The 13264-nt window shown below is 57.7% G+C and carries 12 protein-coding genes; 8 read left to right on the forward strand and 4 right to left on the reverse strand.

The window, feature by feature from the left end; genetic code table 11:
* Window positions 1–33 precede the first annotated feature (33 nt).
* Window positions 34–789, forward strand: a complete 756-nt coding sequence (gene ppgK, locus HMPREF2681_RS09460; protein WP_042388657.1) for a polyphosphate--glucose phosphotransferase — start codon at window positions 34–36, stop codon at window positions 787–789.
* Window positions 790–1184: 395 nt separating this feature from the next.
* Window positions 1185–2741, forward strand: a complete 1557-nt coding sequence (locus HMPREF2681_RS09465; protein WP_070546935.1) for an RNA polymerase sigma factor — start codon at window positions 1185–1187, stop codon at window positions 2739–2741.
* 318 nt (window positions 2742–3059) lie between these two features.
* Here the strand turns inward: HMPREF2681_RS09465 and HMPREF2681_RS09470 are convergent, their stop codons facing one another.
* The 4 genes from HMPREF2681_RS09470 to HMPREF2681_RS09485 all read right to left on the reverse strand — a co-directional run bounded on the left by HMPREF2681_RS09470 (window position 3060) and on the right by HMPREF2681_RS09485 (window position 7420).
* The gene (locus HMPREF2681_RS09470; protein WP_049170921.1) at window positions 3060–4667 is read right to left on the reverse strand and encodes an SLC13 family permease; all 1608 of its coding nucleotides are present in this window, start codon (window positions 4665–4667) and stop codon (window positions 3060–3062) included.
* 282 nt (window positions 4668–4949) lie between these two features.
* Window positions 4950–5390: a hypothetical protein gene (locus tag HMPREF2681_RS09475; RefSeq protein WP_016422649.1), complete on the reverse strand. Its 441-nt coding sequence runs from the start codon at window positions 5388–5390 to the stop codon at window positions 4950–4952.
* Window positions 5391–5429: 39 nt separating this feature from the next.
* Window positions 5430–7175: a DEAD/DEAH box helicase gene (locus HMPREF2681_RS09480; protein ID WP_048733265.1), complete on the reverse strand. Its 1746-nt coding sequence runs from the start codon at window positions 7173–7175 to the stop codon at window positions 5430–5432.
* Entirely contained in the window at window positions 7172–7420 is a 249-nt protein-coding gene (locus tag HMPREF2681_RS09485) for a DUF3039 domain-containing protein (RefSeq protein ID WP_005509477.1), read from the reverse strand. Before HMPREF2681_RS09485 ends, HMPREF2681_RS09480 begins: the two co-directional genes overlap by 4 nt.
* Before the next feature lie 174 nt (window positions 7421–7594).
* On the opposite strand from HMPREF2681_RS09485, the gene HMPREF2681_RS09490 reads away from it, so the two are divergent.
* From HMPREF2681_RS09490 to galE, 6 genes are all read left to right on the forward strand, one after another.
* On the forward strand, window positions 7595–8134 hold the full coding sequence (locus HMPREF2681_RS09490) for a DUF3099 domain-containing protein (protein WP_016422647.1): 540 nt from the start codon (window positions 7595–7597) through the stop codon (window positions 8132–8134).
* Between the two features lie 38 nt (window positions 8135–8172).
* Complete coding sequence (locus HMPREF2681_RS09495) at window positions 8173–9738, forward strand: DUF7782 domain-containing protein (RefSeq protein ID WP_070546938.1); 1566 nt, start codon at window positions 8173–8175, stop codon at window positions 9736–9738.
* Entirely contained in the window at window positions 9739–10173 is a 435-nt protein-coding gene (gene dtd, locus HMPREF2681_RS09500; protein WP_070546941.1) for a D-aminoacyl-tRNA deacylase, read from the forward strand.
* A gap of 136 nt (window positions 10174–10309) precedes the next feature.
* Window positions 10310–11299 carry a sigma-70 family RNA polymerase sigma factor gene (locus HMPREF2681_RS09505; RefSeq protein WP_016422644.1) on the forward strand — a complete coding sequence of 330 codons (990 nt, stop codon included), beginning with the start codon at window positions 10310–10312 and terminating at the stop codon, window positions 11297–11299.
* 303 nt (window positions 11300–11602) lie between these two features.
* Window positions 11603–12283, forward strand: coding sequence for an iron-dependent transcriptional repressor DtxR (locus HMPREF2681_RS09510; protein WP_016422643.1), 681 nt, complete (start codon window positions 11603–11605; stop codon window positions 12281–12283).
* Window positions 12280–13263, forward strand: a complete 984-nt coding sequence (galE, locus tag HMPREF2681_RS09515) for a UDP-glucose 4-epimerase GalE (protein WP_069358725.1) — start codon at window positions 12280–12282, stop codon at window positions 13261–13263. The genes HMPREF2681_RS09510 and galE overlap by 4 nt, the downstream gene beginning before the upstream one ends.
* Window position 13264 lies beyond the last annotated feature (1 nt).

The following is a 13264-nucleotide window of genomic DNA, read 5'->3' on the forward strand; positions in this document are numbered from 1 at the left end:
CCCCCATTGTGTCTGTTTCGTACAATTTGAGCTATGGGACAACGAATTGGATTTGGCATCGACGTGGGAGGCTCTGGAATCAAGGGTGGCCGCGTAGACCTTGAAACTGGGCAGCTTATTGGCGACCGCATTAAAATTTTCACGCCACAGCCGGCAACTCCGGAAGCGGTTGCGGAGACCATTGCAGAAATTGTGGACATTGCGAAGTGGGATTCCGATGTCGGCATCACGATTCCGTCCGTCGTACAGAATCAGATTGCCTTGCTGGCCGCCAATATTGACGGTTCTTGGGTTAATACGAACTGCCAAGAGCTCTTCGCTAAATACCTGCCCAACAACAAGGCACACGTGCTTAACGACGCTGACGCTGCCGGCCTCGCTGAAGTCCAGTTTGGCGATCCGGGCAATAAGACAGGCGCCGTGTTGTTGCTAACTTTTGGTACAGGCATCGGCTCGGCGCTTATTCATGACGGACTGCTCTACCCCAATTCGGAGTTAGGCCACCTCATCATTGATGGCATGGAGGCCGAACACTTTGCATCCGCGAGAGTTAAGGATGTGGAGGGGCTCGGCTTCGAAGAGTGGGCTGAGCGCGTGAGCAAGGTGCTTAAGACCTACGAGGCGCTGTTTTGGCCGTCACGGATCATCGTCGGCGGCGGAATCAGTCGCGAACACGAAAAGTGGATTCCGCTGTTGACATGTAAGACTCCAGTTGTCCCCGCAAGTTTGGATAATAATGCGGGTATTGCTGGCGCCGCCTTTGCAGCTGACCAGGGACTTTACCCTTAACCACTTTCATTTCTTATATGGGGATTGGTAGCTACGTGTCGGGCGTGACACGTGCTTGAAGCCATGCCCCGTGGCGGCGATTTTAAGAATTGGTTTACAATAAGAAGTTGACTCACGGCAAGGTTGAATAATCAACAGGCTCGAGGAGGATTGGGAAAATCGAATTCCAGCGCACTGCTTCGATGAGGATTTTCACCGATTACTTCTTCGCTAGGAGCCAGAAAGCAACACTGATGACCGTGGCACGAAAAGGTCAGCTCTGAATGTTTTCCATTCGGCTAGTTGGCTATAGACGAAGTAAAGGCGCACCACTGGCGCGTTGAGCTTCTCTTCGACCGAGAGAAGCTGGCGGCGGCTTTGGCGGCGCACACAACGTACATCGTGAAAGGGCGTTCGTGGCAGGCAACGAACTGGGGCAAGTTCAGGACCAATCCACCGGGAGTGGCACCGGTTCAGCTACTCCTGCAAAGAAGGCTGTAAAGAAGGCCATCAAGAAGGCAGTGAAGAAGACCGTGGCAAAGAAGACTGCCGCGAAGAAGACTGCTGCCAAAAAGACGGCTGCTACCAAAACTGCGGCGAAGAAGACGACCGCTAAGAAGGCAGCGGCCAAGAAGACCGTGAAGAAGGCGGCCAAGAAGTCCGTCGCTAAGAAAACCACGCGTAAGGCCGCCGCCAAGAAGGCAACTAAGCGGACAACGGCTGCGAAGGCCACCGCGGCCAAGGCTGCTGCAGCGAAGGCGAAGGACGCGCAAGCTCTCGACGCAACTGAGAACGAAGAGCTCGAGGACGAGGAACTCGACCACGACTTGGAGCAGGAGCAGGACTACGACCCGGATCTGGATGATGATCTCGAAGACGATGATCTTCACGACGATCTGGATGATGACGACCTCGAAGACGACGACCTCGACGATGATGAAGAAGAGGACGACGAGGACGAAGACGAGGATGAAGAGGACGAGGGCGACGAGGTCTGGAACGAGGACGAGTCCGCTCGTCTGCGTCAGGCCCGCAAAGATGCTGCCCTCACCGCCTCCGCCGACTCTGTCCGCGCCTACCTCAAGCAGATTGGTAAGGTCGCGCTGCTGACTGCCGAGGAAGAAGTCAGTCTGGCAAAGCGCATCGAGGCCGGTCTGTATGCGCAGTACAAGATTGACGAGGCCAAGGAAGCCGGCGAGCGCATCGCTTACGCTCAAAAGCGCGACTTGCGCGAGATTTCTCGTGACGGTCAGCGCGCCAAGAATCACCTGCTCGAAGCCAACCTCCGTCTTGTGGTGTCCCTGGCAAAGCGCTACACCGGCCGTGGCATGGCTTTCCTCGACTTGATTCAGGAGGGCAACCTCGGCCTGATTCGCGCCGTCGAGAAGTTCGACTACACCAAGGGCTACAAGTTCTCCACGTACGCAACCTGGTGGATTCGCCAGGCAATTACTCGTGCAATGGCCGACCAGGCTCGAACCATTCGTATTCCGGTTCACATGGTTGAGGTCATTAATAAGCTCGGCCGTATCCAGCGCGAGTTGCTCCAGGATTTGGGCCGCGAGCCCACTCCGGAAGAGCTCGCTAAGGAGATGGACATCACCGAGGAAAAGGTTCTCGAGATTCAGCAGTACGCTCGTGAACCCATTTCGCTGGACCAGACCATCGGTGACGAGGGCGACTCCCAGCTCGGTGACTTCATTGAGGACTCAGAGGCAGTCATCGCTGTGGACGCCGTCAGCTTCACGCTCCTCCAGGACCAGCTTGGCGACGTTCTGGAGACTCTCTCCGAACGTGAAGCCGGTGTCGTCCGCCTGCGCTTCGGCCTTACCGACGGCATGCCGCGTACGCTTGACGAGATTGGCCAGGTCTACGGTGTGACACGCGAGCGCATCCGTCAGATCGAGTCCAAGACGATGTCCAAGCTGCGTCACCCATCGCGTTCGCAGGTGCTGCGCGACTACTTGGAGTAAAGCTTTAACCTGGAGTTGTTCAGGGGCTAACTGCTTGACTAGAAAAATCGGGCTTGAATGAGGTTTCACACCTTATTCAAGCCCGATTCTTCTTTTGGTGTCAGCGCTAGTGAGTTACTGACTGCGTTTATGTCAAAAATAGCCTGAAAAATGGCCTGAAAGCGTCATAAACTCACACAGTTTCACATTTGCAGCCAAAAGCCCCGGACCACCGAAGTGGAACGGGGCGAAGGAGTATCTGAGCAACGCTAGGCGAAGCAGTCCGGTGGCGGTTCAGCGCGCTGCCCCACCATCCACTACGGGCTACTACATACCCAGCTAGTACACGACGCCGAATACCCACTGCAGCAGCGTCAGCGATGCCACAGAAATCACGATCAGTGCGACGACGTTCAGCCAAACACCGGCCTTGACCATGTTGTCCATGCTGACGTAGCCGGAGCCGTAGGCGATGGCGTTCGGCGGTGTTGCAACCGGCATCATGAAGGCCGAAGTAGCTGCCAGTGCAACTGGAACGGCGAAAATCATCTGGTCGTGGCCCAGACCGATTGCCATCGCACCAACCAGCGGCAGGAAGGTCGCGGCCGTCGCGGTGTTAGAGGTGAACTCGGTCAGGAACAGCACAACGGCGCCGACGACAACCACGAGTGCAGCCACTGGCATCCAGCCGAGAGTAGACAGCTGCTCGCCAATCCAGTCCGACAGCCCAGAGGCACCGAACTGCGAGGACAGTGCGAGGCCACCACCGAACAGCAGCAGCACGCCCCACGGCAGCTCTAACGCATTTTCCCAACGCATAAGCTTAACGCCATCAGGACCGCCCGGAATAATGAACAGCGCAATACCCACGGTCATTGCGATAACCGCATCGGCAATCTTGGTGTCGGGCAGCAGCACCGGAACAAAGACCCACGCCAGTGCCGCCGCGATAAACACCAGGAGCACCCGGCGCTCTCCAGTCGACATACGGCCAAGGCGCTTCAACTCGTCACGCATGAGTTCGCGCCCACCTGGAATATGCGTAATCTCCGGCTTAAACAGAACATTTGTCAGCAGGAACCATGCACAGAGCATGAGCACAACCGCCACCGGGACACCGAGCAGCATCCACTGGCCAAACCCAATATTGACTCCCTGCTCCGCCATGTAGGCCGCCAGCATAGCGTTCGGAGGAGTACCAATAATGGTGCCCAGCGAACCAATCGATGCCGCGTAAGCGATACCCAGCATCAGCGCGATACCGAAGTTTGACTTTGGCATCGGGTCATAGCTTGACGACGACTCCTCGGCCTCCTCCAGCGCATCCCCACCGGGGGTTTCAGCGACGGATTCACTCGCAGAGCCCGTATCCTCTGCAGCAACCTTTTCATCGTGCAGCATTCGGACAATGAGGCTCAGGACGGACACACCGATTGGCAGCATCATCACGGCCGTGGCCGTGTTGGAGACCCACATCGACAGGAAGCCAGTAGCCACCATGAAGCCGAGAATCAGCATCTTTGGTGACGACCCCATGAGCACCAGAACCCACAATGCGACGCGCTTGTGGAGGTTCCAACGCTGCATCGCCAGCGCCAACAGGAAGCCGCCCATAAAGAGGAAGATGGTCGGGTCTGTGTACTTGCCCGAGAAATCCTTAATCTCCGCGAGGTTGAGAATCGGGAATAGAGCCAGCGGCAGCAGAGCCGTAACGGCAATCGGGATAGCCTCGGACATCCACCACACGGCCATAAGCACTGCTACACCTGCGGTTGCACGCAGGTTGTGATCGAGCTCAGCCGGCATAAAGAAGTACACGAGCAGGGCCAGGATGATACCGAGTCCTAGACCGGTGCGCTTACGGAAAAGCTCTCGGCTGAGGTATCCACGGTCTTGTTGGCCAGGTGACAGTTCCGGGGAGTTATCGCGCGTAGATGTCGCTGCCACGATTCACGCTCCTATTTAATAATCAGCAGACATCCTGTATTGCACGCATGTTCAAACGTTTACCGCATGTAGGGGATGCCAAATGTGGGTACTTTCTGACACCAATATCATTACCAACACTCGGCCAAATATGAGATTTCACTAAGAAACCCCCGGCCGAAACTGCAGGCAGTTGGGCTTCGGGGGTGGATTACGGGGTTAGCTCATTTCCTGATTGCGTATCTGGCGTTGACCGAAAACTCCGGGCACAAAGTAAGACCGCCATTGATGTCGCTTCCGAACTCACTCCGATTGCTTCTTTGGCTGATCAGTACCCATCTGCTTAGAGATGCACTCGGCATACTCTCCAGAGGTGCGCTCGAACTTCTCGCACTTCGACATCGCATCTGATGTCGACGAATACAGCATCAGCGACACCACGGCGGCTGCAATACCCGTCACAATGCCGACCACGCCCAATCCGAACGAACCGCTGATGACCGCGTCTCCCCCGGCTGCCTGCACGCGTTTCTTGGCACTCATTGCCTTCGCCATCGCGATGATGCCCAGAACAATGCCAAAGACACCGAGGATGCCACCAACAATCATCCAGGACATCAAGAGTCCGCCGACGCCAAAGATCAGTGCCAGCACGCCAATAGTCCGACCGTCATTGCCTGGTACAGCTGACAAACCACCGCCGGTCAATTCTGACGGCCTCGACTTATCACTGCTTGCCGACATTCTTCTCTCCACCATAGATTGCTCAGTTCGTTTGAAACCCTACCAATTACGCAGGTAGCTGATGCGATCACGCAACTGTTCCTCCGTACATAGCGCAGTCGGCGGGCCACCACAGGCGCGCCGAACCTCGTTATGCACTTGACCATGTGGCTTACCGGTTCGCGCCGCTGTCATCGACACCAGCGTATTGAGCTCCTTCCGCAACTTCGGCAACACCTCACTGGCCACCTTCTGCGGCCTTGGGTACGCCGATCCCTCAATCCGGTGCACCGCGCCCCCTTCGCCCCCGCTTGACGACGATTCCCTCGCCTCCTCGCGGGCTTCCTTCTCTCGGGCACTGGCGGCTTTAAGCTGTTCATCCTGCCGCTGACGCAGCAAGAGTCGCATCTGATCGGCGTCGAGAAGCCCTGGCAAACCCAGATAATCGGCCTCTTCGGCGGAACCGGCAACGGTTGCGGTGCCGTAGGAGGAGCCGTCGTAGATGAGGTAGTCAAGTTCAGCATCCGCGCCAATGGATTCGTAGGCCGGCAGCAATTCGTCGGGCTCATCCTTGCGGCGATTGGCCTCAGCGACCAAGTCATCTTCCCAGCCTTCCGAAGGCCGATCCGGCTTGCCGAGCACGTGGTTGCGCTGCACCTCCATCTGCGAGGCCAAGTCGAGCAGCACCGGGATCGACGGCAAGAAGACCGAAGCAGTCTCCCCTGGCATGCGGCTTCGCACGAATCGTCCGATAGCCTGCGCGAAGAATAGTGGAGTCGAGGAACTGGTCGCGTACACGCCGACCGCCAGCCTCGGCACGTCCACGCCTTCGGAGACCATGCGCACGGCCACCATCCACTCATCGGTGGACTCGGAGAAAGTCTTGATTCGTTCCGACGAGCCCGGTTCATCCGAGAGCACCAACGCCACCGGCGTAGAGGCAATCTGCTCGAGAATGCGTTTGTACGCACGAGCAGTTGCCGCATCGGAGGCGATGACCAGACCACCCGCGTCCGGGATATGCTGCCTCATCTGCGAGAGACGGGTGTGCGCTGCCCGCAGCACAGATGGCATCCACTCGCCCTTTGGGTCAAGCGCGGTGCGCCAAGCACGCGTGGTCTCCTCTGGGCTCATCACGGTGCCCAGTCGCGCAGCGAACTCATCACCCGCGCTATCACGCCAGCGAGCTTCACCGGAATAAGCCAAAAAGACCACTGGGCGCACGACGCCGTCGGCAAGCGCATTGGAATAGCCGTACGTGTAATCGGCGACGGAACGCGAGTAACCATCGCCGTCCGGCGAGTAGCGAACAAACGGAATCGCCGCGTCATCGGAGCGGAACGGCGTACCAGTTAGGCACAGGCGGCGTTCGACATCGCCGTAAGCTTCGGAAATACCGTCGCCCCAGCTCTTGGCATCGCCGCCATGGTGCACCTCGTCCAGAATCACCAATGTCGGCCGAGCGGTGGCTACGGCATGGTGCTTAAACGGATGCACTGCGACTTGGGCGTAGGTCACAACAATTCCCTGGTAGGAGGGGTTTACCACACCCTTGGCGTTGGTGAATTTGGGATCCAACGCAATCCCCGAACGAGCAGCGGAAGCAGCCCACTGCACTTTCAGGTGCTCAGTGGGAACCACGACGATGATGCGCTCGACGATCCGGCGCGACAGCAACTCACTGGCGATACGCAAGGCGAAGGTCGTCTTACCTGCGCCCGGTGTCGCCACTGCAAGGAAGTCCTTGGGGTTAGTCGCCAGGTATTTGTCGAGGGCCTCCTGCTGCCATTTACGAAGCCCGCTCACTTGCGACGCAGGGACTTGTAAATCCGCTCGCAGTCAGGGCATACCGGTGAACCCGGCTTCGCTGACTTCTTCACAGGGAAGGTTTCACCGCACAGAGCAACGACGTAGGAGCCGTTGACCGCGGAGTTCACGATCTGGTCCTTCTTGACGTAATGGAAGAACTTCGGGGTATCGTCCCTCGTCGACTCATCGACGCGGGTATCGGTGCGTTCAATCGTCTTTGTCGTCTTCAATGGAGTGCTCACAGATTCCAATTGTGCCCCATCGGTCAAATTATGCCCAGTGCCCCAGGTGCTGGCCGCTGCTGACTGCTGCCTTCCACAGCCATCCACAACATCGCTACGACTACGCGAGCATGCGGCTGCAACGGACATAGCTAGTTGAGACGACCCCACGCCACAGGCGTATGCTAGACAACCATGGCGCGAATCAATGACCGTCGCGACTCCGCGCTGCCGAAACGCGGAAGTTCCCGGCGACGCAAGAAAGACGCGGCGTTGATTACCGACGCCCGCGGCTCTCGGATTCGCAACTATGACCACCGCCGCCACGTCTACGCGGCTCTGCAATGGTCTCGCATTCCGCTGCTGCTTCTTTCCGGCGCTTTTTATCTGTGGTGGGATGTGCCGTGGATTGCAGCGATTCTCATGGTCGTCTCCGTACCCATGCCGTGGATCGCGGTTGTTATCGCCAATGGCGTTGGAGAACCCGCTGACAAGCGTAAGCCGCGCGTCTACAAGCCTGGAGTTGTACGCGAGCAAAACCGCAAATGGGAGGAGCAGCAACGCCAGCGCGCCCTCAAGGAAGCAGAGATGCGCGCGCTCGGTTCTGCCGCCAGTACCGAAGACACCGACGCACCGACGCAGTCCGGTAACGAGACCACCTCAAATCCCTTCGATGACGCAAATGTCATCGATATGCCGGAAGACGACGATTCGTCGTCAAGCTCCCCTAACTAGCCCCTCCGCCCCGCTTTACGACGAAGGTAGTGCCTACGATGACCTTTTCCCCCTCCACCTTCACCCCACCGACTGATCAGCAGCTTCGTGATTTTGTCGACTGTGCGGAGGAATTTGCCACCGCGCTCAGGCGCCTTGAGTTTTCCAGCGAGTCACTGCGTCGAGTCCTAGGCGCCGAGGGACTGGCCGCGCTGGACCGCGGTGAGCCCGGCGTTGTCGATGTTCTACTTACCGAAACTGAGGGCGTTTCTGCGGACACTGTGACCGCGTTGCGTCTTTTCATCCTGGGCGATTTCGCCGACGCACAGCAGCTATTTGGGGCTGAGCTGACAGCCAAGTTACTGGGCAGCGGCATACTTGCCGGCACCGCCACCAACGCACAGGTGTGTATCGATGTGCGCCCGGTCGAGATTGCGGGAGTCGACCGTATTGTCTTTTCCGACCGCGATGCCTCTATGAGCGATCACGTTCCTGGACCCAATCATGTCTTGGGCGTAGGGCGGGCTTCCCGCTCCCTCCTCGATATTTCGCCGACCTCGGCGGTGGAATCCGTACTCGACCTCGGTGCCGGTTGTGGCGTCCAGAGCCTTGCCCAGCCTGATGCAAAGTCGATTGTCGCGACGGACATTCACCCCCGGGCGCTGTTTTTTGCCCGCGCTACTTTCGCAGCAAATGGCTTCGCCCAGGCGCAGGCCGTCGAAGGCTCGTGGTTTGAACCGGTTGCAGGCAAGAAGTTTGACCGCATTGTGGCGAACCCGCCGTTCGTCGTAGGGCTGCCAAGTGTGGAACATGTTTACCGTGACTCAGGATTGAATCTGGACGGTGCCACCGAACTTATGATCCGCGGTCTGGCCGACCATCTCACCGACGGCGGCACGGCGCATCTGCTCGGTGCTTGGGCCCATATCGAAGGCGAAAGTTGGCAACAGCGCATCGCCTCTTGGCTCCCTGCTGAAGGCCTAGAAGTGTGGGTAACACAACGAGATGTCGCCACGCCGGCGGAATACATCGGCACCTGGCTTCGAGACGAGTCCATCGACCCCCGCAGCCCAGAAGGCTGCGAGCGCTCCCGTGCCTGGCTGGAGCACTTCCGCAACAGCGGCGTGACAGGCATCGGGTTCGGCTACATCACGGTTCAGCGCATCGACGGCCCGACTTCCGCTGTGTGTGAAGAAATGCCTCAGCCTTTGGCCGCTCCCTTCGCCGCCGAAGCCGAGGAGTATCTCGGCCGCGCCGAATGGCTTCGTACACAAACTGCTGACACCATCCTCGAAGCTGCCTTTACTGTGCGACCCGGCGTCGCCTTAGAACGCGTTTCGCTTGCCGACGTCGACAGCGGCCAGGGCTTCACTGAGTTCGATACGCGCATCTCACGCACCGACGGCCCCGCCTGGACACACTCAATCGATGAGTCCGTCGCAACCATCCTGGGTGCACTGCATCCCGAAGCTGCCCTGGGCTCCGTCATCGACATCATGGCAATGTTTGGAGCCTTTGATGAGTCCGAAGTCCCTGCAATCAAGGACGCCCTAGTTCCCATCGTCGTTGACCTGGTTCGCCATGGTCTGATTCTCCCCACCGAGCTCTTGGAGGATAAACAGTAAATGAAAGCCGTTCTCACCCGAGTTAAATCCGCGTCAGTCACTGTCGACGGCTCCGTTGTTGGCCACGTTGACGGAGGCGATACCGGCGCCATTTTGGCGCTCGTAGGTGTTGGCCGCGAGGACACTGCCGATGCTTGGGAAACGATGGCCCGCAAGATCGCGGAGCTGCGCATTCTGGATGGCGAGCTCAGCGCTGTCGACGCTGGCGCCCCGGTGCTCGTTGTTAGCCAATTCACGTTGATGGGGGCGACAAAGAAGGGACGGCGGCCGTCGTGGGTAGACGCGGCTCCGGGCCCAGAGGCCGAACCCGTCATAGAAAAAATTGTCGAGAACTTGCGCAATCGTGGCTTGACGGTCGCAACGGGACAATTTGGAGCGATGATGGAGGTCACATCCGTCAATGATGGCCCCTTTACAGTTCTCGTAGAATGCTAGTCGCGGCAGTTTTTCTTAACATTATATTTGCATGGCAAAATTACCCTATTGACATTCATCAACTTTCACGGGAACATTTCCGTAACTCCGTGCGTTGTAGTTATTGAGTCCACTCAAAAATCCAGGAGGCAGATTCATGAAGAGTGCCGATATTCAAAATGACGAACTGGAAGGTCAGCCACGGGACAAGGGGCGCCGCACTGGCAATAACTCCAATCCGTCCGCCGATTTGGTTCGTGTGTATTTGAACGGCATCGGAAAGACTGCTCTTCTCAGCGCTGAAGAAGAGGTGGAACTTTCTAAGCGCATTGAAGCCGGTGTATACGCCGAGCATTTGCTGCAGACCGGCGCGAAAATGACCCGCGCAAAGAAGCGTGATGTCAAGATTTTGGCAAAGGAAGGTAAGGCTGCACGCGCCCACCTACTCGAAGCCAATCTCCGTCTTGTGGTCTCGCTGGCGAAGCGCTACACCAACCGCGGTATGCCTCTGCTGGATCTAATCCAGGAGGGCAACTTGGGCCTCATCCGCGCCATGGAAAAGTTCGACTACACCAAGGGCTTCAAGTTCTCCACTTACGCAACGTGGTGGATTCGCCAAGCTATTACCCGCGGTATGGCTGATCAGTCGCGCACCATTCGCCTCCCTGTTCATTTGGTTGAGCAGGTCAACAAGATTTCTCGTATCAAGCGTGAGCTCTACCAGCAGCTCGGCCGTGAGGCTACGAATGAGGAATTGGCAGAGGAATCCGGCATTCCAGAGGCCAAGATTGAGATGCTGCTGCGTCAGTCCCGCGACCCGGTGAGCTTGGACATGCCGGTGGGCACTGATGAGGAAGCTCCTCTGGGAGACTTCATTGAGGATTCAGAGGCAACTGATGCCGAGGAGGCAGTTGTCGCTTCCCTGCGTCACCACGATGTCCGCAAGGTTCTGTCCACTCTCGAGATTCGAGAGCAGGAAGTTATTAAGCTCCGCTACGGTCTCGACGATGGCCTGCCCCGCACGCTGGATCAGATTGGCCGCCACTTTGGCCTGTCTCGAGAGCGCGTCCGCCAGATTGAGCGGGAAGTTATGTCCAAGCTCCGCGAGGGTGACCGTGCTGACAAGCTGCGTGAGTACGCAAACTAACGCCACATGGCGGTGACATCGATAGGGTTCCTAATTTCAGCCCTGAGATAGAGCTGGACTTCAATGCCGACCCCGTGCCGGAGTTTCATCCACACTGGCGGTCGGCGTTTTCGTCTGCACGTCGAACTTTCGACATCGCGTACGCTCCCTTCCGTCTCAGCAGCGCCCACCGAACCAAGCTTTTCGCTGCCTAATCAGCACCAAAGCCACTAGATTTGCGAGCCCTAACATCTTTCTTGCGCAAGTGTGGTTATCCTAATACTTGAGTGAAAACTTTTAAGACTGTGTTATCGGAGGAAAACCGTGAGGGATTTGGTTGACACCACGGAAATGTACTTACGTACGATTTTCGAACTCGAAGAAGAGGGCATCATTCCTTTGCGTGCTCGCATTGCCGAACGCCTTGAGCAGTCGGGGCCGACCGTTAGCCAAACCGTTGCGCGCATGGAGCGCGATGGCCTTCTCGTAGTTGCCCCAGATCGCAGCTTGCAGCTTTCCGACGAGGGCCGCAGGCTGGCCACGGCTGTCATGCGTAAGCACCGCCTAGCTGAGCGCCTACTTACGGATGTCATTGGCCTCGAATGGGACAAGGTTCACGACGAAGCCTGCCGCTGGGAGCACGTAATGAGTGACGAGGTCGAGCGCAAACTTCTCGACGTGCTTGACTCTTACACACGCTCCCCATTCGGCAATCCGATTCCCGGTTTGGGAGACCTCGGTGGGACTCAGTCACCAGAGTCGTTAGAGAACGTTCGCCGACTGTCCGATCTAAACCCCGGCGAGTACACCGTTGAGATCGTCCAGATTAACGAAATCCTGCAGGTCGAGCAGAGCTACATGAAGCGTCTCCACAAGGCTGGAATTATGCCGGGTACTGAGGCACTTGCCGAGGTTGCCGCCGGCCGCGTGACTCTCGCCCGTGGTGATCATTCTCTTGACATTCCGGATACTCTGTCTCACGCAATCATGGTGATTATCAAATGAAACTCCTCGTCACTGGTGGTGCCGGCTACGTCGGTAGCGTGTGCTCGGCAGTATTGATTTCTCTTGGCCACGACGTCACCATTCTGGACAACTTCTCTGTTGGCAACCGTGATGCGGTGCCAGAGGGCGCGACCCTAGTCGAAGGCGATGTGGCGGACAAGGCCTACGAGGTTCTGTCCTCCGACAGCTTCGACGGCGTCGTTCATTTCGCTGCGAAATCGCTTGTTGGCGAGTCTGTCGAAGTTCCTTCCGACTACTGGCACAACAATGTGGGCCAAACCCTGAAGCTACTCGACGCGATGCGTGATACCGGTACGAATAACCTGGTGTTCTCTTCGACAGCTGCAACCTACGGCGAGCCAGAGAAGACACCAATTACCGAAGACATGCCAACCGCGCCGACCAACCCTTACGGTGCCACCAAGCTGGCCATGGACTACGCCATCGCCTCTTACGCCAAGGCATACAACATCGGCGCTACCAGCTTGCGTTATTTCAATGTGGCGGGTGCCTGGGGCGGTTTTGGAGAAAACCGTGAGGTGGAAACTCACCTCATCCCACTGGTACTGCAGGTTGCGCTCGGTCACCGCGACAAGATTATGGTCTTTGGCAATGACTGGCCGACTCCGGACGGCACCGCGGTGCGTGACTACATCCACATCAAAGACCTCGCCGATGCGCATGTCTTGGCACTAGAGTCCAACACGCCGGGAACCCACCGTATCTTTAACCTCGGTTCCGGCGACGGCTTTTCAGTTCGCCAGGTCATTGAAACCTGCCGTAAGGTCACCGGTCACCCGATTCCCGCTGAGGATGCACCGCGTAGAGCCGGTGATCCGGCAACCCTTATTGCCTCTTCTCAGCGTGCCATGGACGAGCTCGGATGGAAGCCCAACCAGACGGAGCTTGAAACCATCGTCGCCGATGCATGGGAGTACACCAAGAACCTCGGCGACCGAGCCCACTCGGCGCACCGCTAGG

Origin of the sequence: Corynebacterium sp. HMSC064H12 (genome assembly GCF_001809925.1) — a bacterium.
GTDB lineage: Bacteria > Actinomycetota > Actinomycetes > Mycobacteriales > Mycobacteriaceae > Corynebacterium > Corynebacterium jeikeium_D.